At 64.3% G+C, this 20,482-nt stretch carries 19 protein-coding genes and 1 pseudogene; 6 read left to right on the top strand and 14 right to left on the bottom strand.

The genetic code is table 11. The annotated features are described in order from the left end of the window. Positions 1–62 precede the first annotated feature (62 nt). The gene (arfB, locus tag V1273_RS06245) at positions 63–479 is read left to right on the top strand and encodes an alternative ribosome rescue aminoacyl-tRNA hydrolase ArfB (RefSeq protein ID WP_213288168.1); all 417 of its coding nucleotides are present in this window, start codon (positions 63–65) and stop codon (positions 477–479) included. Positions 480–497: 18 nt separating this feature from the next. On the opposite strand, the gene V1273_RS06240 is transcribed toward arfB, so the two are convergent. Further along, positions 498–1,226 carry a sigma-70 family RNA polymerase sigma factor gene (locus V1273_RS06240; protein WP_334409055.1) on the bottom strand — a complete coding sequence of 243 codons (729 nt, stop codon included), beginning with the start codon at positions 1,224–1,226 and terminating at the stop codon, positions 498–500. Between the two features lie 772 nt (positions 1,227–1,998). Here V1273_RS06240 and mutL point away from each other — a divergent pair. Further along, positions 1,999–3,804, top strand: coding sequence for a DNA mismatch repair endonuclease MutL (mutL, locus tag V1273_RS06235; protein WP_334409054.1), 1,806 nt, complete (start codon positions 1,999–2,001; stop codon positions 3,802–3,804). A 174-nt stretch (positions 3,805–3,978) separates the two neighbouring features. Here mutL and rsmD read toward each other — a convergent pair whose 3' ends face one another. Together rsmD and V1273_RS06225 are read right to left on the bottom strand one after the other, a co-directional pair. Then, on the bottom strand, positions 3,979–4,533 hold the full coding sequence (gene rsmD / locus V1273_RS06230) for a 16S rRNA (guanine(966)-N(2))-methyltransferase RsmD (RefSeq protein ID WP_334409053.1): 555 nt from the start codon (positions 4,531–4,533) through the stop codon (positions 3,979–3,981). 179 nt (positions 4,534–4,712) lie between these two features. After that, positions 4,713–6,695 (bottom strand): pseudouridine synthase, encoded by a 1,983-nt coding sequence (locus V1273_RS06225; RefSeq protein ID WP_334409052.1) that lies wholly within the window; start codon positions 6,693–6,695, stop codon positions 4,713–4,715. A gap of 153 nt (positions 6,696–6,848) precedes the next feature. Here V1273_RS06225 and V1273_RS06220 point away from each other — a divergent pair, with 153 nt between their 5' ends. Then, entirely contained in the window at positions 6,849–7,307 is a 459-nt protein-coding gene (locus V1273_RS06220) for a nucleoside deaminase (protein WP_334366742.1), read from the top strand. A gap of 111 nt (positions 7,308–7,418) precedes the next feature. Here the strand turns inward: V1273_RS06220 and V1273_RS06215 are convergent, their stop codons facing one another. Beyond that, positions 7,419–8,324: an alpha/beta fold hydrolase gene (locus V1273_RS06215; RefSeq protein ID WP_334409051.1), complete on the bottom strand. Its 906-nt coding sequence runs from the start codon at positions 8,322–8,324 to the stop codon at positions 7,419–7,421. A gap of 120 nt (positions 8,325–8,444) precedes the next feature. Here V1273_RS06215 and V1273_RS06210 point away from each other — a divergent pair, with 120 nt between their 5' ends. Next, positions 8,445–9,677, top strand: coding sequence for an acyl-CoA dehydrogenase family protein (locus tag V1273_RS06210; protein ID WP_334409050.1), 1,233 nt, complete (start codon positions 8,445–8,447; stop codon positions 9,675–9,677). A gap of 140 nt (positions 9,678–9,817) precedes the next feature. Here V1273_RS06210 and V1273_RS06205 read toward each other — a convergent pair whose 3' ends face one another. From V1273_RS06205 to V1273_RS06185, 5 genes and pseudogenes are all read right to left on the bottom strand, one after another. Continuing rightward, complete coding sequence (locus V1273_RS06205) at positions 9,818–10,879, bottom strand: CBS domain-containing protein (RefSeq protein WP_334409049.1); 1,062 nt, start codon at positions 10,877–10,879, stop codon at positions 9,818–9,820. A gap of 28 nt (positions 10,880–10,907) precedes the next feature. After that, positions 10,908–12,196, bottom strand: a pseudogene (gene purD, locus V1273_RS06200) (phosphoribosylamine--glycine ligase). A gap of 95 nt (positions 12,197–12,291) precedes the next feature. Next, positions 12,292–12,597 (bottom strand): winged helix-turn-helix domain-containing protein, encoded by a 306-nt coding sequence (locus V1273_RS06195; RefSeq protein ID WP_275189683.1) that lies wholly within the window; start codon positions 12,595–12,597, stop codon positions 12,292–12,294. A gap of 4 nt (positions 12,598–12,601) precedes the next feature. After that, the gene (locus V1273_RS06190; protein WP_334366738.1) at positions 12,602–13,153 is read right to left on the bottom strand and encodes a hypothetical protein; all 552 of its coding nucleotides are present in this window, start codon (positions 13,151–13,153) and stop codon (positions 12,602–12,604) included. 25 nt (positions 13,154–13,178) lie between these two features. Then, positions 13,179–14,189, bottom strand: coding sequence for an alpha/beta fold hydrolase (locus V1273_RS06185; protein WP_334409048.1), 1,011 nt, complete (start codon positions 14,187–14,189; stop codon positions 13,179–13,181). 136 nt (positions 14,190–14,325) lie between these two features. Here V1273_RS06185 and xseA point away from each other — a divergent pair, with 136 nt between their 5' ends. After that, a complete protein-coding gene (gene xseA / locus V1273_RS06180) occupies positions 14,326–15,945 on the top strand; it encodes an exodeoxyribonuclease VII large subunit (protein WP_334409047.1) in 1,620 nt (539 codons plus the stop codon). Position 15,946: 1 nt separating this feature from the next. On the opposite strand, the gene V1273_RS06175 is transcribed toward xseA, so the two are convergent. Beyond that, complete coding sequence (locus tag V1273_RS06175; protein ID WP_334409046.1) at positions 15,947–16,780, bottom strand: dienelactone hydrolase family protein; 834 nt, start codon at positions 16,778–16,780, stop codon at positions 15,947–15,949. A 187-nt stretch (positions 16,781–16,967) separates the two neighbouring features. Here V1273_RS06175 and V1273_RS06170 point away from each other — a divergent pair, with 187 nt between their 5' ends. Next, positions 16,968–17,195, top strand: a complete 228-nt coding sequence (locus tag V1273_RS06170; protein ID WP_057842324.1) for a DUF2093 domain-containing protein — start codon at positions 16,968–16,970, stop codon at positions 17,193–17,195. Here V1273_RS06170 and lpxK read toward each other — a convergent pair. Genes lpxK through V1273_RS06150 form a run of 4 tightly spaced genes read right to left on the bottom strand, consistent with a single transcriptional unit; the run spans position 17,192 to position 20,435 of the window. Continuing rightward, the gene (gene lpxK, locus V1273_RS06165) at positions 17,192–18,187 is read right to left on the bottom strand and encodes a tetraacyldisaccharide 4'-kinase (RefSeq protein WP_334409045.1); all 996 of its coding nucleotides are present in this window, start codon (positions 18,185–18,187) and stop codon (positions 17,192–17,194) included. The two genes, V1273_RS06170 and lpxK, sit on opposite strands and share 4 nt — an antisense overlap. Beyond that, positions 18,180–19,484 carry a 3-deoxy-D-manno-octulosonic acid transferase gene (locus V1273_RS06160; protein WP_334409044.1) on the bottom strand — a complete coding sequence of 435 codons (1,305 nt, stop codon included), beginning with the start codon at positions 19,482–19,484 and terminating at the stop codon, positions 18,180–18,182. The genes lpxK and V1273_RS06160 overlap by 8 nt, the downstream gene beginning before the upstream one ends. Beyond that, a complete protein-coding gene (locus V1273_RS06155) occupies positions 19,477–20,190 on the bottom strand; it encodes a lysophospholipid acyltransferase family protein (protein ID WP_334409043.1) in 714 nt (237 codons plus the stop codon). Before V1273_RS06155 ends, V1273_RS06160 begins: the two co-directional genes overlap by 8 nt. Continuing rightward, positions 20,187–20,435 (bottom strand): DUF4170 domain-containing protein, encoded by a 249-nt coding sequence (locus V1273_RS06150; RefSeq protein WP_028351494.1) that lies wholly within the window; start codon positions 20,433–20,435, stop codon positions 20,187–20,189. The genes V1273_RS06155 and V1273_RS06150 overlap by 4 nt, the downstream gene beginning before the upstream one ends. Positions 20,436–20,482 lie beyond the last annotated feature (47 nt).

Genomic DNA, 20,482 nt, shown 5'->3' with positions numbered 1-20,482 from the left:
GCGGCTTCAATTCAAAACCGCTATCTTGCATTCGCCGATTCTCTAGCATTCCGGTGAACGCCATGCTGCGGGTTTCCCGCGACCTCACGATTGACGAAAACGACATTGAGATCGGCTTCGTCCGCGCCTCCGGCCCGGGCGGGCAGAATGTCAACAAGCTCGCGACCGCAGCGCAGCTCCGTTTCGACACGCGCAAGATCGCGCTGCCGGAGGATGCGGCCGCACGGCTGGTGCGGCTCGCCGGCCAGCGCATGACCAAGGAGGGCGTGATCGTGATCCACGCCCAGCGCTTCCGCACCCAGGAGCGCAACCGGGCCGACGCCATCGATCGCCTGCTCGAATTGTTGCGCGAGGCCCTGATCCGCCCGACGCCGCGCCGACCGACCAAGCCGACCTTCGGATCGAAGCAGCGGCGGCTGGAAGGCAAGAAGCGCCGCAGCGACGTCAAGGCGAAACGCACGGCGCGCTTTGACGATTGAACCGCCGATCACGACGTCTCAATCGCGAACTAGATATTCCCGGATCATGATCCGCGCGCGGTGAATGCGCACCTTGACGCTTTCGCGTGTCAACCCAAGAACACCAGCGATCTCGTCGATCGACAACTCCTCGATATCGCGCAGCAGTATCACCTCGCGATAGTGGTCGGGCAGCGACTGGATGGCGCGAGAAAGATCGATGCGAATGTCTTCTGGCGCAAGATGCGCCAGGCGCGCCTTCGCATCGTCGGCCGCCCGTGTTTCCGTCGCGCGGCGCAGCAAGCGAAGGCAGGCGCGGCGCGCCACCGAAAACAGCCACGCCGAAAACGACGTCACCGCGCGCAACGTGCCGACCCGCCGGTACAACAGCAGCAGCGTTTCCTGAACCGCGTCGTCGATATCGGCCGCGCGGCAACTGCGTGCGGCATAGCGGCGGATATCCGGCTGAGCGGCTGCGATCAGCGACACCCGCGCCGCGGTGTCGCCGCCGCGAGCGGCCTCGATCAGCGAGGGATTGAAGCGCCCCGCACGGACCAACACGCTCATGATGAGGGAAGCCTGCGGCCGACCATGGCGCATCGGACAAAAGCCGAAAAATCCGGTCGCGATTGCGACCGCGCCGGTGGCCGCGATCAGGTAGCCGGCCGTCGTGCCGGGCATGCCGAGCAGCCCATAGGCGATCATCACAACGCCCCCGATCGTCCGCATCGCCCGCTCCCAGCCCGGCAAATTCTTGCGATAAAACATAGCAGCTCCCTTTGATTGCGCGAAAGAATGTCAGCGCGTTCTCGTCAAATAGAGCCGCCGGGCCGAGCTTTCGGTTCGCGGGTCGCCGGTCGAGGCACAAAAAAACTCCGGCCGCCACACGGCCGGAGTTCTGTTGGAGAGCAACCCGTCGGAGGAGGCGGGTTTCCTCCAGGCACTTAGCGGCTGCTTGCTGGAGGGGTCGCCGCTCCGCCCGTGGCCTTGGGCGGCGCTGCACTACCGCCCGCTCCGACGGTGCCTTTAGCACCCGGCTTGGCGCCTGCCCTCTGGCCCGCGGCGCCCGCCGGCGCGTCTTCGTCCATGCTGCCCGCCGCGCCGCCCTGCATCTGGGTCGTGCCCTTTGCTCCGCCGCGGATCTGGGTGTCGGATGAGGCGCCTTGCGCCCAGTACCGGACCGGCAAGCAGAGCCGAGATTGCAACCGCGATCGCCGAGGTTTTCACTAGCTTCATCCATTTCTCCAAGGTTTTGTCGAACGACAAACAGTTCGGTTTCTTCAGGCACCGTTCACAACCCGAACATGTTCATCGCCGGATCAGTCGTTATCCGCGAACGGTGCGCTCGCCATGCAAGCCGCGCGATGTGGTGATCGTGCAGGGATTTCGAGGTCATTTTGCGAATCCTTGGCCACATGCAGACCGCATATTCGGCGCCTCCGCAGCATCCGGAAAGTTCCGTAAAAATATTTTGAACACATGCATTTGACTCGGTAGCCGCGTAAAATCGTCGTCCAGCCTCGAATCGATCTGAGACCTCATGCCCGTCCGCCAGCTTCCCGAACAGGTCGTCAACCGCATCGCCGCCGGCGAAGTGGTCGAGCGTCCCGCGAGCGTGGTGAAGGAACTGGTCGAAAACGCCATCGACGCCAGCGCCAGCCGCGTCGACATTTTCACCGATGGCGGCGGCAGGCGGCGGATCGGCATCATCGATGACGGCAGCGGAATGACTCATGGCGATCTCGCACTCGCCGTCGACCGTCACGCCACCTCGAAGCTCGATGATGAGGATCTGTTACGCATTCGAACGCTGGGCTTTCGCGGCGAGGCCCTGCCCTCGATCGGCGCCGTAGCGAAGCTCGGTATCACCACGCGCCACGCCAGCGAACCGCATGCCTGGTCGCTGTCGGTCGAAGGCGGCCTGAAATCGCAGATCATGCCGGCCGCGCTGTCGCAAGGCACCCGCGTCGAGGTCAGCGATCTCTTTTATGCAACGCCCGCCCGGCTGAAATTCCTCAAGACCGACCGCACCGAGGCCGAGGCGATCCGCGAAGTGGTGCGGCGCCTCGCGATGGCGCGGCCCGACATCGCTTTCACCTTGGCCGGCGAGGAACGCGCGCCGGTGACCTGGGCCGCGGCGCTGCCGGGTGCTGCGGGCCGGCTGACGCGGCTCGGCGACATCTTGGGTCACGATTTCCGTTCTTGCGCCATTGAAGTGCGCTCCGAGCGCGAAGGCGTCGTGGTCGAGGGCTTTGCCGCCGCCCCCTCGCTGACCCGCGCCAATGCGCTCGGGCAATATCTGTTCGTCAACGGCCGCCCGGTCCGCGACAAGCTCATCCTCGGCGCGGTGCGCGCGGCCTATTCCGACTATCTGCCGCGCGACCGGCATCCGGTCGTCGCGCTGTTCGTGACGCTGGCGCCGCAGGAGGTCGACGCCAACGTGCATCCGGCCAAGACCGAGGTGCGGTTTCGCAACGCCGGGCTTGTTCGTGCGCTGATCGTGCATGCGCTCAAGGATGGCCTCGCCCGCGAGGGCCGGCGCACCGCTGCCAATACCGACGGTGCGGCGCTGTCGGCGTTTCGTCCGTCCTTTGCGGCGCGCCCGACCAACTGGGACTGGCGGAGTTCGCCGGCCTATCCGGTCAGGCCTTCGTTCGAAGGCGCGGCGGCAACGGCGCTCGCCGAAGCCGGGCAAGCCGCGTTCGATGTCGGCGCGCCGACCGCCGACGTGCGCTTCGAGGCGCAGCCCTTTGCCGACCTGCTCGACCGACCGCTCGGCGCGGCCCGGACGCAAATCCACGAGACCTATATCGTCTCGCAGACCCGCGACGGCCTGATCGTCGTGGATCAGCACGCCGCCCATGAACGCATTGTCTACGAGAAGCTGAAGGCGTCGCTGGCGAAGAACGGCGTGCAGCGGCAGATTCTGCTGATCCCCGAAATCGTCGAGCTCGATGAGGCGACCGTCGAGAAGCTGCTGGCGCGCGCCGAGGAACTCGCCTCCTTCGGACTTGCGATCGAATCCTTCGGCCCCGGCGCGGTGGCGGTGCGCGAGACACCGTCGCTGCTCGGCAAGGCGAATGCCGCAGGGTTGCTGCGCGATCTCGCCGAGCACATGGCCGAATGGGACGAGGCGCTGCCGCTGGAGCGCCGCCTGATGCATGTCGCCGCCACCATGGCCTGCCACGGCTCGGTCCGCGCCGGCAGACGCCTCAAGCCCGAAGAGATGAACGCGCTTCTGCGCGAGATGGAAGACACGCCGAATTCCGGCCAGTGCAACCACGGCCGCCCGACCTATGTGGAGTTGAAGTTGAGCGATATCGAGAAGCTGTTCGGGCGGCGTTAGGAGTAGCGCTTCCGCACATTCAAATGTCGTCGCCCGCCTTGTGCGCAATTGCGCACTGGGGCGGGCGATCCAGTATTCCAGAGACACCAACAATAGAGCCGAGAAGCCGCGGCGTACTGGATCGCCCGGTCAGGTGTGCGGACGACGACAGTTGTGGTTACGGAAGCAGCGCGGTCATCTGCTCCGCAAAAACACGAACTCCGTATCGTCATACGCCCGCCGCTCGAGCTCCTCGAAGCCCTCGGGCGCTGCGAACGCCGCATCCTTCGATTCCTCCACGACCAGCAGCGCCCCCGCCGTCAGCCAGCCGCCGCCGCGCAGCGAGACCAGCGCCTTCTCCGCTAGCCCCTTGCCATAAGGCGGATCGAGAAACACCAGCGAGAACGGCTCGACCGGATGCGCCGGGCCGAGATTGGCGGCGTCGCGGCGATAGACTTTTGTCACGCCGCCGAGCCCCAGCGCCTCGACATTGTTGCGCAACAGCGCGCGCGCTTCGGCGCCGTTGTCGACGAACAGCGTGAAGCTGGCGCCGCGCGACACCGCCTCGATGCCGAGCGCGCCGGTACCGGCGAACAGGTCGAGCACGCGCGCGCCTTGAATCGGATCGTCGTAGGCGTGGATCAGGATGTTGAACACGGACTCGCGCAGGCGATCCGCCGTCGGGCGAATGTCCCGGGAGGAGGGCGAGGCGATATTACGGCCCTTCAATCGTCCGCCGACGACACGCATCAACGTGCGGCCCGGCTGTGCTCCCTTCCCCCTTGCGGGGAAGGGTTGGGGAAGGGGGTGCCACACGGGCAGACTTCCCGTGGGATACCCCTCTCCCTAGCCCTCCCCCGCAAGGGGGGAGGGAACGCAGTATCCGCCGGGGCAGAGACCAAAGGAAGCGCGACACTCATCTGGCGTCCCTACTCGTCCCGCGGCTTCAGGTCGCGCTTGCCGTGATAGCCGCGTCGCGGGCGGCGCGGCGGGCCGTAGCCGTTGGCCTCGTCCTCGTTGCGCGCGCGGGCTTCCTCGCTGCCGGTGCGCTGCACCAGCACGCGGCGGCCCTTGCGGTCGGCGATCAGCGCGCTCTTGCCCGCCGGCTTGAACGGCTTCTTGCCGCGCGCTGCGTCGTCCTCACTATCGGATTTCTCGCCCGGCATCGGCCGGTTGAAATCCGCGCCCGCGAGTGCAGCGATCTTCTCGCCGAGCTGCTCGCGCAGCACACGGGTCTTGACCTCCTCGACCTGGCCCTCGGCCAGTTCGCCGAGCTGGAACGGTCCGTAGGAGACGCGGATCAGGCGGTTCACCTCGAGGCCGAGATGCGCCATGACGTTGCGGACCTCGCGGTTCTTGCCTTCGCGGATCGCGAACACCAGCCAGACGTTGGCGCCCTGGTCGCGCTCCAGCGTTGCATCGATCGAGCCGTACTTGACGCCGTCGACTTCGACGCCTTTTTTCAGTTCATCGAGCTGCGCCTGCGTGACCTCGCCGTGAGCGCGCACGCGATAACGCCTGAGCCAGCCGGTGTCGGGCAGTTCGAGCGCACGCGCGAGTCCGCCGTCATTGGTCAGCAGCAGCAGGCCCTCGGTGTTGAAATCGAGCCGGCCGACCGAGATCAGCCGCGGCAGGCCTTCCGGCAGATTGTCGAACACGGTCGGCCGCCCTTCGGGATCGGCATGCGTGGTCATCAGCCCGCGCGGCTTGTGATACATGAACAGTCGCGTGCGCTCGCGCGGCGGCAACACCTTGCCATCGACGGCGATCACGTCATTGGCGGTGACGTCGAGCGCCGGCGAATTGATGACGCGGCCGTTGACGGTGACGCGGCCTTGCGTGATCCATTCCTCGGCATCGCGGCGCGAGGCCAGGCCCGCGCGGGCGACCACCTTGGCGATCCGCTCTCCGGCCTTCTTCGGCTTCGGCTCCGCGCGCGGCGCGCGCTTGTCGACATCGGTCGGGCGCTCGCGATACGCGCCACGGCCGCCGAAGGCCGGGCGCTTTGCGAAGATCTTGCCGTCGTCCTCGTTGTCGCGGCGCGGCCGGTCGCGAAAGCGTCCCTCGCTGCGCGGATGCTCCTGCCACTCGGTGCGGCCTGCCGGCCGCTCCCTGTCACGGTCTCGATCGCCGCGCTCGCGCGGACGATCGAACTTCGGCCGGTCCTCGCGCGAGCGCGAAAACCGTGGGCGTTCGCCGCCACCACGATCATCACGCCTTTGCCAAGGCTTGTCCTCACCGCGTTCGGGACGATCGCCAAAATCCTTGCGTGGACTGCGCGAAAATCGCTTCTCGCCATCGCGCGGCGCACGATCACCATAGGGCCGATCGCCACGCGGACGGTCGCCGTCTTTGCGGAAACCTTCTCCGCGCGGCGTGTAAGGCCGCTTATCGCCGAATTTCCTGTCCTGAAAACGCCCGGCCGGACGGCCCTCTTCGCGCTCGCGACGCGCGGGACGCTCGTCGCGAGCATAGCTCCCCCGATCGCCACGCGGTTTGAACGAACGCTTGTCGCCATCGCGATCGTCCCGCGCGCGAAAATCCTTGCGCGGCCCCCGCTCGGGGCGATCACCGCCGGAACGATCCTCCCGGTCAAATCTTGCCCGAGGCCGATCGCCAAAATCCCGGCGCGGCGGACGGTCGTCGTCGCGGCGGAACGAAGCACCTTCCCGCTTGCCGGCGTAAGGCTTCTTGCCGAACGATTTTGCCCCTTCGGACTTCCCGGCATAGGGACGCCGCTCACCGCCGCGCTCGTCGCCATCCCGGGCGCCAAAGCCGCGCTTGGCAAACTTCTTCTCAGGCCCCCGCGCCGCTCCCGAGCGGCCCTTGCCTCCGCCGGCGCGGCCCTGGCCGCCCCCGGGACGGTCCCGCCGGCCGCGGGAATCGTTGTTTTTGTCGTTATCGCGGGGCATGAATGTTCTCTTGGGTCCGAATAAAATGGCCATCAGGCGGATCAGGATGGGCTGTCATAGCGATAACGCGCGCGCACTTCGCTCAAGGCGCATTCTCACGCAAAACCGGCATCCACGTTTGCTGAAGGCGGCCCTCATAGCAGGTTTATTCCAATGATACGAGGCATGACTGCCCCTTCTTTCATGGATTTGGCGCTAAAAACGGCCGAAAACGCCGGAAAGGCCGGCGAAGTTCCGATCGGCTGCGTGATCGTGCGGGATTACGAGGTGATCGCCACCGCCGGCAACCGGACGCTGACCGACCGCGATCCGACCGCGCACGCCGAAATATTGGCGATCCGGCAGGCGGCGGAGGTCATCGGGACCGAGCGGCTGGTCGATTGCGACCTCTACGTCACGCTGGAGCCCTGCACGATGTGCGCCGGCGCGATCTCGTTTGCGCGGATCCGGCGGCTCTATTACGGCGCCGCCGATCCCAAGGGCGGCGCGGTGGATTCCGGCGTGCGGTTCTTCGCGCAGCCGACCTGCCATCACGTGCCGGAGGTTTACTCGGCTGTGGGAGAGACAGAGGCGGCAGCGCTGCTCAAGGAGTTCTTCAAGGTGAGACGGTAGCCCCGCCGTCATTGCGAGCGAAGCGAAGCAATCCACGCCGCGACATAACGGACGGATGGATTGCTTCGTCGCTCCGCTCCTCGCAATGACGTAGGAGAGGTCCGCGCCAACTCATGGTGCCATGAAGAATTCTTTTAACAATTTCGCCGTCACGTCCGGATTCTCCTCCGCCAGAAAATGCCCCGAGTCCACCGGCGCACCTTCCACGTTCGTAGCCCATTTCTTCCACGCATCGAGCGGCGTCGTTGCAGCAGGCGCGACGCCGGCATCGCCCCACAGCGCCAGCATCGGGACCGTGATCTTCTTTCCGGCCTCGAAATCGGCCTTGTCGATCTCATAGTCGGCATAGGCACCGGCGCGGTAGTCCTCGCACATCGCATGCACGCGGGCGGGATCGCGGAATGGCGCGAGATAATGTTCCAGCGCGCGCGGATCAATCGCGTCAAGCGTCTTCGATTTGGTCTGGCTGGCCATCTTGTACCTGAGGAAGAATTCTCCGTTGTTGGCGATCAGCGTTTCCGGCAGCGGATAGGGCTGCGCCAGAAACGCCCAGTGGTAGATCTTCAGCGCCGAAAGCCGGTTCAGCTTCTCCCAATAGTCATAGGTCGGCGCGATATCGAGCACCGCGAGCTTCGACAACCGGCCGGGATGATCGAGCGCCAGCCGGTATGACACGCGGCCGCCGCGGTCGTGTCCGGCGAGCGCGAAATGCACGTGGCCGAGTTGCTCCATCGCCTCCACCATCGCCTGCGCCATCGCGCGCTTGGTGTAGGGCGTATGGTTCTCATCGCTGCGGGGCATGTCCGACCAGCCATAGCCCGGCAGGTCAGCGATGATCAGCGTGAACTGGTCCGCGAGCTGCGGCGCGACTTGGTGCCACATCACATGCGTCGACGAAAACCCGTGCAGCAGCAAAAGCGGCGGGCCGTTGCCGCCGACACGGGCAAAGATGCGGCCCGACGAGGTGTTGATCCATTCGGCCGCGTATCCGGGAAACAGATCGGCAAGATCGGGCATGGGCGCTCCTTCGTGGGCTGCAGCACTTGCTTCAAACTTTGTTTGCCGTTGCCGCTGGCAGACCGCAGGTTTATGCCATCCCTCAAGTCCGACCAACAACAAGACGCGAGGAAACCAGCGATGTCGATCGATTTCGAAATCCCGTCTGAGGCCAAGGCGATCCGCGAGAAGGTCCGCAAATGGGTGCACGAGGAATGCATCCCTGCGGAGAAGGAACTCGACACCAAGCCGCTCGCTGAAGTACTCGGCCCGCTACGGACCAAGGCCCGGGCGCGCGGCCTGTGGTGCCCGTGGGTGCCGAAGGAATATGGCGGCATGGGCCTCGGCCCGCTCGCCAACGCGCTGGTGCAGATGGAGCTCGGCGAGAGCATGCTGGGTGCGCTGTCGATGAACACGCAAGGTCCCGACGACGCCTCGATGATGACGATCCTGGCCCACGGCACGGAATATCAGAAGGAGAAGTTCCTTAAACCCCTACTCAACGGCGACAAGCGGATCTGCTTCTCGATGACGGAAAAGGCCGCTGGTGCCGACGCCACCGGCATGCAGACCACGGCAGTCAAGGACGGCAACGAGAACTACGTCCTGAACGGCGAGAAGTGGTTTTCCTCCTCCGCCAGCGTGGCCGACATGGCGCTGGTGATGGCCAAGACCGATCCGAACGCGCCGCGGCACAAGCAGTATTCCACCTTCATCGTGGAGTTGCCGAACCCCGGCTATAAGATCAAGCGCAACGTCGCCAACATGGCGATCGAAGGGCCGCATGACGACATCCTGCACGGCGGCCACTCCGAGATCGAGATCAGGGATCTGAAGGTGCCGGCCGACAATCTGCTCGGCGGCGAAGGCAATGGCTTTGCCATGGGCCAGCACCGCCTCGCCTATGGACGCCTGCGCCACGGCATGCACAACGTCGCCAAGGCGCAACGCGCGCTCGACATGGCAGTCGCCCATGTCACCAAGCGCTCGACCTTCGGTAAATTGCTCGCCGACCGGCAGGCGGTGCAGTTCATGCTCGCCGATTGCGCCAGCGAACTCTATATCGGCCGCCTGATGCTGCTGCACATCGCCTACAAGGCGGAAAAAGGCCTCGACATCCGCCAGGAGAACTCGATCGCAAAGATCTTCCATGCGCACATGGTGCACAAGGTGATCGACACGGCGATCCAGCTCCACGGCGCGCTCGGCTTCAGCCAGGATACGCCGCTGGCGAAATGGTACACCCAGGTGCGCTCGCAGCGGCTGGTCGACGGTCCGGACGAAGTACACAAGTGGAAGATCGGCAAGAACGTCATCAAGGCGTTCCGCGAGCACGGCACCACCGCAAGCGCGGCCGGTGGGGATTTGTTGTGACGTCGCCAGTATCTGAGAAGCGTCATTGCCGGGCTTGACCCGGCAATCCATCCCCTCTCTGAGAGATTGACGGGCGCTCGGGGTCAAACACGAGAGTCCGAACAGGGCCGATACACACTTCAACAGAAGTCTTGGTCGGTTCAGCTCTCTTTAATTATCTGTAAAGTTTGGAGGAACTTCGCGCAATCTCTCAGTTTTTCGAGATCAGATTGAGGGACGCCATCGGGATCAAAATGCATCACATCATTACGAATAACTCGGACCTGATCTAGATGATTGCAAAACGTCTTGCGGTCTAGATTCAATCCAAGCTTTTCCCATCGCTGCTCATTCTCCAAGAGCCGCAGGTACTCTCCAAAGGTAAGATCGGAAACGTCGTCAATTTCCCTGCCACTATCTGACGGGTCTCGAACGGCGACCAAATCAGCTTTACTAAATTTTCCACTTAGCAAACTTCGAACGTGATTCTCGATTTCGCTTAATAGCAAAAATGGCTCGGCGACTTGCTGGAATTGAAGGCTCAAGTCGCTCGCCGTGACAATTCCCGTTATCTTATTGTCTGAGCCTCTAACCAAGACATAACCGTGCTGCACAATAGTTGGAATAGCCTGGAACATTGATGCATCTGCGCGAATCTCATGATGAACGTCCATAGCTTCTCGAACGAAAGTCCGGCTGTTACCCAGCACAGACCTGGTACCGATTGATAGCCAACTTATAGTGCCTTTAGTGTCTCTCTCATTTGTCATGACTGGCAATTGGGAGAAATCATTTGCCATCATTAGAGTAATAGCCTCCTTAAGCGAAGCGTTAGGATTGACGCTCAAAGGCTTATTGTTAGCCGCGGCCAACTTACTAATCCGATATGTCGGATCCGCTGCAACTGCTGGCAATATTGAGGTCACCACCTCTGATGCGGAGGATCTTTCAGCTTTCATAAGTTCATCAACTTCGGAAACAGCTTCTTGATCGTCCAATAGCTCAAAGCGAATCTCGGAGTCGACATATGCTGACTCAAAGTCGGGCGATGTCAAAAGCTTCGCTTTTTCGAGCGCTTTGCGGATTGACCACACATTCCAATAGCTGCGACGCTGGGCTCCGAACCAAGCCAGAAAGCTTCTTACGGAAACCGGGTTTGGACTTTCTCCTCTGCGAAGCTTTTCTTCGATTTCAAGAAGCCTTTCGAGCCCAGTCGTCGCCATTCGACCCTCAATGTTGCGGCAAAACTAATCAAATAATTACAGGCCCCTCCGCTTCCACCGCCTGCCAGGCGATGTCACGGCGGCAAAAACCATCCGGCCATTTGATGCGATCGACGGCCTGATAGGCGCGCTCCCTCGCCTCAGTGACGGTCTTGCCCATCGCGCAGACGTTCAGCACGCGGCCGCCATTGGCGACAATGCCACCGTCCTTCGCCGCCGTACCGGCATGGAAGATTTCGACGCCGTCGATCTTGGCCGCATCATCGAGCCCGTCGATGCGCGTGCCCTTCTTGTAATCACCGGGATAGCCCTTCGCCGCCATCACCACGGTCAGCGCCGGATCGGGAAACCAGCGCAGGTCGAAATGCTTCAGTTCTCCGTCGCAGGCCGCCAGAAACGCCGGCACGATGTCCGACATCATTCGCAGCATCAGCACCTGGCACTCGGGGTCGCCAAAGCGGACGTTGTATTCGAACAGTTTTGGCCCCTGCTCCGTCAGCATCACGCCGGCGTAGAGCACGCCGCGAAACGGCGTACCGCGCTTCTTCATCCCCGCAACCGTCGGCAGGATGATCCGTGCCATGATCTGGTCGTGAATTTCAGCCGTCACGAACGGCGTCGGCGAATAGGCGCCCATGCCGCCGGTGTTCGGCCCCTCGTCGTGATCGAACACGCGCTTGTGGTCCTGCGCCGAAGCGAGCGGGATCGCGGTGTCGCCGTCGCATAGCGCGAAGAAGCTGATCTCGCGGCCGGCGAGGAATTCCTCGATCACGACTTCCGTGCCGGCCGCGCCGAACGCGCCGTCGAACATCATGGCGATGGCAGCTTCCGCCTCAGCCAAAGTCTTCGCTACCACGACGCCCTTGCCGGCGGCCAACCCATCGGCCTTGACCACGATCGGCGCGCCCTGCGTGCGCACATAGGCGAGAGCGTCGGCCGCATTGTCAAAACGACGATAGGCGCCAGTCGGAATATCGAATTCGCGGCACAGGTCCTTCGTAAATCCCTTGGAGCCCTCAAGTTGCGCCGCCTGCTTGCTCGGACCGAACGCCTTGATGCCGGCACCGGCGAGATCGTCGACGATCCCGGCAGCAAGCGGCGTTTCAGGGCCGACCACGACGAGATCCACAGCGTTCGTTTTGCAGAACTCGATCACCGCGCCATGATTCGCAACGTCGAGCGCGACGCATTCAGCTTCGCGCGCGATGCCGGCATTGCCCGGCGCGCACCACAATTTGGTCAGCAGCGCGGGGAAGCGGCGATTTTCCACGCCAGAGCGTGTTCGCGGCCGCCGGAACCAAGCAGGAGAATGTTCATGAATCTGGCCAGATACGGGAGTTCAAGGCCAAGTCGGTCGCATAGAACTCCCTCCCCCCGCAAGGGGAGCATCACGCTTGTGCAGAGGAGTTTCGCTACACTTTCCCCCCTGACGCGGCGATGATCTCCTGCAGCGTGGCGACATGGCGGGCGAAGGCGCCGCGGCCGGCCGCGGTCGCGGTTACCGTGGTCTGCGGCTTCTTGCCGACAAAGGCCTTTTCCACCGCGACATAACCGGCCTTGGCCAGCGTCTCGATATGGGCGCCGAGATTGCCGTCGGTAGCGCCGGTGAGTTGCTTCAGTTTTGAGAATTCCAGCCCGGTGCCCGATGGTAATGCGTTCAGCCCCGCCATGATCCGCAAGCGCAGGGGTTGATGGATGATATCGTCGATCTCGGCCATGGCGCTAGCTCCGGCGCATCCACCAGCCGCCGAGCATCAGCCCGCCGCCATCGACAAAGGCCATCCACAGGTCGAACCAGTCGCCGACCAGGAAGTATCCAACCAGCGCCAGTGCGCTGATGCAAAGACCGATCACGACAAAGGCTTGTCCGAACCAGAGTCCGGCGATGACGTAGAGCAGCATGAAATAAATTGGCCAGAACGTGCCCATTTGGCGCGGCGTGAAGTGGCCGAGCACGCTGGTGCAGAGGAACCCAAAGGCGAAGAACAGCACGAACGCGATCAGCATCCTGAAGTCGAAGGTGCGAATGCCTGTCTTGCGATATCCGAAGGCGCTGATCGCAAACGATCCCGCGACGCCCGCGACGTTCAGCGCGGCCCAGAAATAGCCGGCCTGGCGCGGCAGCAGAAACGAGCCGAGATAGCCGGCAAATACCAGCGCGCCCCACATGATCAGCATCAGGCTGGCGAGATGGTAGATCCGCGATTGCCGGACGCGGCGCGTCATCTCGTTGATGTCGGCGAGCGCCTCGGAGGCCGCGCGGCTGTCGATCATGTTGCCCATCCCCACCCCTTCGCCGCTACGACCCCGCCATGGCGCGCGTGGCAACATCTTCGGCGATGATGGATACCGCCTTCGGCGCGGCGACGATACCCATGTGGTTGATGCCGTCGAGCACCCTGACGTCGACCGCGACCTTCGCGCCACGCACGGCTTCGGCGTATTTGTCCGCGAGCATCAATTCGTCGTCGGCGCCGCAGATGATAGTGAGAGGTCTCGCCGCCGCAGCGAGATCGCGGCGGAAGTCGCTGCGCGCCGCAAAGTTGCGCATCAACCGGTCGGTATAGGTCGACACCAGCGTCTTCTCGGAGTTCGGTGGTACCGCGAGCGCCAGCACCGGCAGCGCCTCACAGCAGTTGACGCCGATGGCGCGTAGCGCCGTCAGCCCGAGGATGCGCGGGATATCGGCGCGCGCCCAGCCGCCGGAACTCGGCCGGGTGGAGGGAGCATCGTAGCCGAGATAGGGAGCGAGCAGCACGAAGCGCTCGAACAGGTTCTGAATCGGCGAGCCCGCCACGCGCAGCGTAAAGCCGCCGCCGGAGGAATGGCCGATCAAGGTCAGCGGCGCTGATGGCACGCTGCTGCGCAACACCGCGACGAAATCGGCGAGATCGTCCTCAAGCTGGCCGACATAGCCGATATCGCCGTGCGTGCCTGACGTGCCGTGGCCCCGCATATCGACCGCAAAGGTCTCCACGCCGTGCGCAGCCAGCGCCTGCGACAGCGCATGGATGGTGCCGCCGCTGGAGCCGGAGGAGCCATGAATCACGATCGCCACGCGCCCCGTCGGCGCGCCGCCCGCGCGATAATGGCGGAAACCGAGCCATGTGCCGTCGCGGGCCTGGAACCGCACAATCGCAGGCAGGCTGGTAAGATCGACGGTGGCCCGCGCCCGCGAGATCGCTTGCAGTTCCGGCAACGGCTGCAGCGGCGTTGCCAGCAGGGCCAGCACCACCAGCGCCAGCACGCCGATGCCGCACAGGCCCCATTTCACGAGGCTCACGAAGCCGCGGATTAGGAATTTCAACATCGACCTCGCCTCGCCTGAACACAATGCAGAGAACTCTGTACTACAGAGTATTTGAGTTCCACAAGTCCTCGATTGGCGGGGATGATTAAAAATCCCTACGTTGCGGCAACGCCTCAAACGTCCGAATCAGTTGCCGATGCCGCCAGATAACCTGATCAACGCGCCCGAATTCACCGTCTCGGAACTCTCCTCCGCGCTGAAGCGGACGGTCGAGGACCGCTTTGGCCATGTCCGCGTCCGCGGCGAAATCTCCGGCTTTCGCGGGCCGCACTCCTCGGGTCATTGCTATTTCGCGCTGAAGGACGAGAGCGCCAAGATCGAGGCGGTGATCTGGAAGTTCGCCCATGCCCGGATGCGCTTCAAGCCGCAGGAGGGGCTTGAGGTCATCGCCACCGGCAAGCTCACGACTTATCCAAACTCCTCGAAATACCAGATCGTCATCGACTCGCTGGAGCCTGCCGGCATCGGCGCGCTGATGGCGCTGATGGAGGAGCGCAAGCGGAAGCTCGCCGCCGAGGGCCTGTTCGACGAGGCGCGCAAGCAATTGCTGCCGTGGCTGCCGGAAGTGATCGGCGTCGTCACCTCGCCGACGGGCGCGGTGATCAGAGACATCCTGCACCGGCTGCAGGACCGCTTTCCCCGCCGCGTGCTGGTGTGGCCGGTCAAGGTGCAGGGCGAAGGCTCCGCCGAGCAGGTTGCGGCGGCCATCCGCGGTTTCAACGCGCTACCCGAGACGGGACGAATCCCGCGGCCCGATCTCCTGATCGTCGCGCGCGGCGGCGGCTCGCTGGAGGATCTGTGGTCGTTCAACGAGGAGATCGTGGTTCGCGCCGCCGCCGACAGCGTGATCCCGCTGATCTCGGCCGTCGGCCACGAGACCGACATCACGCTGATCGATTTCGCCGCCGACAAGCGCGCACCGACGCCGACGGCGGCGGCCGAAATGGCCGTTCCCGTGCGCAGCGAATTGTTCGCCGAGGTCGAAAGCCTGGCGCGCCGCACCATGGTGTGCTGGCAGCGCGGCCAGGAGAGCCGCCGCAACGAATTGCGCGCCACCGCCCGCGCGCTGCCGAGCTTGAGCGAACTGCTCGCGATCCCCAGGCAGCGGCTGGATCACCTCGGCGCCGCCCTGCCCCGCGCATTGAAGGCCAATACGCACGCCCATCACCGCCGCTTTTCGCATCTCAGCGCCGGCCTGACGCTGAAGGTGTTGCGCGGACAGGTCGCGCAGGCCAGCCATCGTCTTACGGTGTCTGGCGAGCGGATCAGGCTGTCCGCCCGCGCCCTGCTGCGCAACCGGCGCGACCGCTTTGCCGGGCTGGAGGTCAGGCTCAAGGCATCAAAACTCTCCAACGCCCAGGCGCAGCGCAACGCCATTGCGCGCAACTGCGAACGGACGCAACGGCTGGCCGAGCGCGCCCGCCGCGCGCTTGAGACCACGATGCAGCGGCTCGACGCGCGGGTCGCCCATAGCGGGCAATTATTGTCGGCGCTGTCCTATCGCGGCGTACTCGCGCGCGGCTTTGCCTTGGTGCGCGACGAGCACGGCCACGCCGTCCATGCCGCCGCCGCGGTCGGACCGAGCGCGCGTCTCTCAGTCGAATTCGCCGACGGCCGCGTCGGCGTCACCGCGGATGCGGACCGGCCGGCCGCGACGACTGCCCCCGCGAGCCCTGCCAAGCCAGCCCCGCGCGAGGCCAAGCCAGCACCGCCGAAGCGCGTGCCAAAACCGGTCGATCAGGGAAGCCTGTTCTAGTTTAGCGCGCCAGCCACTCGGCGACGCGCGCTTGCGCATCCTTTCGCGCATCCGCGTCGGTGCCGATATGGCCGTGTTCGGGCAATGCCGCGTCGGCCCCCGCGATCGCCCGCAGCGGAAGGTTGGCGCGGTCGAAATCGTGAGCCGCCCCAGGATAGACCACGATTCGCGCCAGCGCGCTGCGGCCGCGAGCTCCCTCTACCATCTGACGGCAGGCGTGTGGCGAACTGACGTCGTCCTTCGCGCCAATCAACAGCAGCGTCGGCACCCGCGTGCTCCAGCCGAGGCCGGAGGAGATCCGGCAGTCCGGATAGAATGCGATGGCCGAGCGGAAATCCGGGTCAGTCCCGCGCGAAGATGATTGCGGGCGTACCGCCCACAGCACCGCGCTGGCGCCGTTGGCCCATCCGATCAGGCTGATGCGGTCACGCGCGACCCAGGGCTGCTGCAACAGCCATCGCCGCGACGCGTTGACGTCGGCCACCCGCTCGCGACGGGCAAGCACGCGGCGCTCGTTGACGCGGCATTGCGGGTCGAGCTCGCGCGAACCGTAACTGTCCGGCAACAGCACGGCATGGCCGGACTTCAGGAGCTGTTCCGCCCAGTCACGGTAGCGCGGCAGCACCGGCTCGGATTGCCCGCTCAATCCGCCGCAGCCATGCAGCGCGATTACCGTGGGAAATGGCCCGTCACCATCAGGCTTGTAGAGCTGCGCGTGCAGGGTCAGTCCGGTCGCCGGAATATCGACTTGGCGGGGGGTCGGCAACGGCGTGGCACTGGCCGTGGAGGCCGCAGCAAGGAGCGTCAGGAATAGCGTTGCTGACAACAGGCGCATCGGTCTCTGTCGGATCGGTATGACGCTGCGGGCACGATGAAATTCACGCTATCATGCAGGTGGGCGCAAAATCATCACAAGTAGGTCAGTTTGCGGGGCGGACAGTACGACCTATTTATGATAGATCGAATCCACAAAAATTACACTTAAGGCCAGCCCGCGGGCCGGCCCATCGGAGAGTTTGACGGTGCTCAATAAATTCGGCCCCTCGGGCCATGGCGAAGCGCAGGTGCAATATCTGGACGGCGATTTCCGCGTGATCTCGCCCGGAACCTACGTGCGCTGCGCCGTCACCGACGTGCGGATTCCGCTCGACGAATTGAAGTACTGGAGCGTCGATCTGCAGGAGGCCTATTCGGTTCCCGGCGCCGTGCTGCAGCGGCACTTTCCCGGTGCGCTGAAGACGCAGGGTTAAGATCGCTTCTCGCGCGCCTTGAATAGCCGGTCGGCGACGAATTTTCGCAGGCGCGCAGGATCGTCGAACTCCAGCGTTACCGCGAACGGCACGATGTGCTGCCGATCGCGCAGCCGCGCCAGATCCTTTTCCGTCGTCACCAATGTCAGCCCGTCGCGCTCGGCCTCGGTAATCAAGCCTTCGATCTCGGCTTGTGAATACGGATGATGATCGGCGAAGGCCTGCTGCCTGACGACATCGATGCCGCTTGAGCGCAGCGTGTTGAAGAATCGCACGGGATCGCCGATGCCGGCAAATGCCAGCACGCGCTTGCCCCGAAGCGCGGCGACCGGCGCGTCATCCGGCTTCAGATGCGCGCGCAGTACCGGCTTGCTCTGTGCGGCAATCTCGGCGGCCACCGGCTCGGCAGCGGTGCCGTTGCCGACAATGATCAGCGCGTCGGTGCGGGCCAATTGCGGCCGCAGCGGCGCGCGCAGCGGTCCGGCGGGAAATACCTTCCCGTTGCCAAGTCCGCGTTCGCTGTCGATCACGATCAGGGATGCGTCCTTGATGATCGACGGATTCTGGAAGCCGTCGTCCATCAGGATCACGGTCGCGCCTTGCGAGCGCGCCAGCGGCACGCCGTCGGCGCGCTTGCGCGACACCACGACCGGCAGATGGCCTGCCAGCATCAGCGGTTCGTCGCCGACATCGGCCGCCGCGTGCCGCTCAGGATCGACCCGGACCGGCCCGCGCAATTCGCCGCCATAGCCGCGGCTCAGCACGACCGGCGTCTCGCCGAGGTCGCGCATGAGCTTCGCCAGCGCCAGCACGGTCGGCGTCTTGCCGGCGCCGCCGACGTGGTAATTGCCGACGCAGAGCACTGGAATGCCGGCATTCAATCCCTTGCGCTGCAGGCGCTGTGCGGCGATGGCGCCATAGAGCGCGCCGAGCGGTTTCAACAGATGCGAGTTGAGCGAGGACGGGCCGTGCCAGAAGCCCGGCTCACGCATTGCCGGTTCCCATCTCGATCCGCAACTGCAGCAGATACGGCTCAAGCGCAGAGAGCGTTCGCTCCAGCGCGCCGCCGAGCTGACCGACCACGCGCTCGGATGCGGTGAGCACGGCTTCGCGCGCCTTGGGATCGGCGAGCATCTGCCCGAACTGCTTGACCAGCGCTTCCTGCGTATCGGCCCGCCGCGCGCCGCCGGCCGAATCGAGGGCTTCGTAGACGTCGGTGAAGTTGAAGACGTGAGGGCCGTGGACGATCGAGGCGCCGAGCTTGATCGCCTCGATCGGATTCTGCCCGCCATGCTCGACCAGCGATCCGCCCATGAATACGATCGGCGCCAGCCTGTAGAACAGTCCCAGTTCGCCCATGGTGTCGGCAACATAGATGTCGGTCGTGGCGGTAGGCAAGTCCTCGTGCGAGCGCAGGGTCGGATTGAGGCCGGAAGCAGCGATCATGCGCGCGATGGCCTCGCCGCGGTCGGGGTGCCGCGGCACGATCACCGTCAGCAGCCCCGGGAAGAATCCGGCGAGCGTCCGGTGGGTTGCCGTCACGATTTCTTCTTCGCCCGGATGCGTGGAGGCCGCGACCACCACCGGGCGGCCGCGCGTCATCGACATCAGCATATCCAGCTTGTTGGCGTCAGCCGGCGGCGCGGGAACGTCGAGCTTGAGATTTCCCGTAACCATGACGTTGCGGCTGCCCAGCGCGGCAAAGCGATCCGCATCGGTCTGCGACTGCGCCAGGCAGACGTCGAACTTGTCGAGCAGCGCCGAAATGGTGCCGGCGACACGACGCCAGCGCGGAAACGAGCGCTGCGACATCCGTCCATTGATCAGCACCATCGGCAGCCGTCGCGCGGCACTCGACAGGATCAGGTTCGGCCAAAGATCGGACTCGATGAACAGCGCCAGCGACGGACGCCAATGATCGAGGAATCGCGCGACGTAGCGCGGCGAGTCATAGGGGACATATTGATGGATGACGTCAGGGGGGAACCGCTTGGCGACGATCGCAGCCGAAGTCACCGTGCCCGACGTCAGGAGGATGCGCAGGTCCGAGGCCCGCAGCCGCTCGATCAGCGCAGCCGCCGCCAGCACTTCGCCGACGCTGGCGCCGTGAATCCACACCAGAGGCCCTGCGGGGCGAACATCGGCGCTCATGCCGCGGCGCTCGCCGACCCGCGCCGGGTCCTCCTTGCCGAGCTTCAAGCGCCGGTTGATGACGGCAGGCGACAACGGAACCATCACGGAGGACAGTTTCCGGTAGACGCGCAACGTCATCGGCAGTGGATCAGCCAAGAGCTGCCTCCGGACGCCCGACAGCCGCGTAGGCGCGACGAGTAGCTTCGTTCAGCAAAGCTTCTACCTGAAGGCGCAGCTTTTCCATAGTCTCGGCGTCGGCATCCGGCGGCACGTATATATGTTCAATGCCTACCACGGCACCGCGCCCGAATGGCAAATTGATGGTGGTGGAGTCCCAGTTTTTCAACCGGATGAACCGGCTGGTCGCCATCGCAAAGGGCATGATCGGCCGGCCAGACTCCCGCGCCAGCATGATAATGCCAAGCCCGACCACCCGCGCGCGCTTCGGCACGTCGGCGGTGGTCGCGACGTTCCATTTGTCTTCCAGCGCCTGCAGCATCTCCCGAAACGCGCCGACGCCGCCCTTGCGGTGGAAGGCGCCACTATGATCGCCGGAGCCCCTGATGGTTCCGATGCCGAGCCGCTCGGCAGCGATGGCGTTGAACTCGCCGTCGCGGTGTCGCGAGATCAGGACCTTGGCGCGGTGGCTCTCCTTGGTCTTGATGAACGGCGTCATGAAATGCTGGCCGTGCCAGAACGCGAAGATCGCCGGCATCTCCGGCTCGACGATGTCGTAGACGTTGGCGGGGTCGTAGCTGAAGCGGTTGGTCAGCCAGACCAGCCGCAAATATTCGGCCGCAAGCACACCCAGCGCGCGCTGAACCCAGGTGCTGCGCAGCAAATCGCGAAGGAGGCGTTTCAACTGGAGGACTTCGTGTCTTGACCTGGGTCGAGCAGCCGATGGAGGTGAACCACGAAGTAGCGCATGTGGGCATTATCGACGGTCTGCTGCGCCTTCGCCTTCCAGGCCGCGTAAGCGGATGCGTAATTGGGGTAGACGCCGACGATATCGACCTGGTCGAGGTCCTTGAACGTGACGTGTTCGAGATCGGTCAACTCGCCGCCGATGACGAGATGCAGCAATTGCTGCGGGGCACTATCTGGCATGATGGTCTTTCCTAACGAGGTGCCCGGCGAGCAAGATCGATAATGTG

Source organism: Bradyrhizobium sp. AZCC 1721, from assembly GCF_036924715.1.
Taxonomy (GTDB): Bacteria; Pseudomonadota; Alphaproteobacteria; order Rhizobiales; family Xanthobacteraceae; genus Bradyrhizobium.
Note: the sequence above shows the minus strand (reverse complement) of the source record. Positions and strands in the feature narration are given on the sequence as shown.

What these genes read in the sequence shown, in the direction of transcription:
- arfB (WP_213288168.1), top strand. Translation starts at nt 63, where the DNA reads ATGCTGCGGGTTTCCCGCGACCTCACGATTGACGAAAACGACATTGAG.
- V1273_RS06240 (WP_334409055.1), bottom strand. Translation starts at nt 1,226, where the DNA reads ATGTTTTATCGCAAGAATTTGCCGGGCTGGGAGCGGGCGATGCGGACG.
- mutL (WP_334409054.1), top strand. Translation starts at nt 1,999, where the DNA reads ATGCCCGTCCGCCAGCTTCCCGAACAGGTCGTCAACCGCATCGCCGCC.
- rsmD (WP_334409053.1), bottom strand. Translation starts at nt 4,533, where the DNA reads ATGCGTGTCGTCGGCGGACGATTGAAGGGCCGTAATATCGCCTCGCCC.
- V1273_RS06225 (WP_334409052.1), bottom strand. Translation starts at nt 6,695, where the DNA reads ATGCCCCGCGATAACGACAAAAACAACGATTCCCGCGGCCGGCGGGAC.
- V1273_RS06220 (WP_334366742.1), top strand. Translation starts at nt 6,849, where the DNA reads ATGATACGAGGCATGACTGCCCCTTCTTTCATGGATTTGGCGCTAAAA.
- V1273_RS06215 (WP_334409051.1), bottom strand. Translation starts at nt 8,324, where the DNA reads ATGCCCGATCTTGCCGATCTGTTTCCCGGATACGCGGCCGAATGGATC.
- V1273_RS06210 (WP_334409050.1), top strand. Translation starts at nt 8,445, where the DNA reads ATGTCGATCGATTTCGAAATCCCGTCTGAGGCCAAGGCGATCCGCGAG.
- V1273_RS06205 (WP_334409049.1), bottom strand. Translation starts at nt 10,879, where the DNA reads ATGGCGACGACTGGGCTCGAAAGGCTTCTTGAAATCGAAGAAAAGCTT.
- V1273_RS06195 (WP_275189683.1), bottom strand. Translation starts at nt 12,597, where the DNA reads ATGGCCGAGATCGACGATATCATCCATCAACCCCTGCGCTTGCGGATC.
- V1273_RS06190 (WP_334366738.1), bottom strand. Translation starts at nt 13,153, where the DNA reads ATGATCGACAGCCGCGCGGCCTCCGAGGCGCTCGCCGACATCAACGAG.
- V1273_RS06185 (WP_334409048.1), bottom strand. Translation starts at nt 14,189, where the DNA reads ATGTTGAAATTCCTAATCCGCGGCTTCGTGAGCCTCGTGAAATGGGGC.
- xseA (WP_334409047.1), top strand. Translation starts at nt 14,326, where the DNA reads ATGCCGCCAGATAACCTGATCAACGCGCCCGAATTCACCGTCTCGGAA.
- V1273_RS06175 (WP_334409046.1), bottom strand. Translation starts at nt 16,780, where the DNA reads ATGCGCCTGTTGTCAGCAACGCTATTCCTGACGCTCCTTGCTGCGGCC.
- lpxK (WP_334409045.1), bottom strand. Translation starts at nt 18,187, where the DNA reads ATGCGTGAGCCGGGCTTCTGGCACGGCCCGTCCTCGCTCAACTCGCAT.
- V1273_RS06150 (WP_028351494.1), bottom strand. Translation starts at nt 20,435, where the DNA reads ATGCCAGATAGTGCCCCGCAGCAATTGCTGCATCTCGTCATCGGCGGC.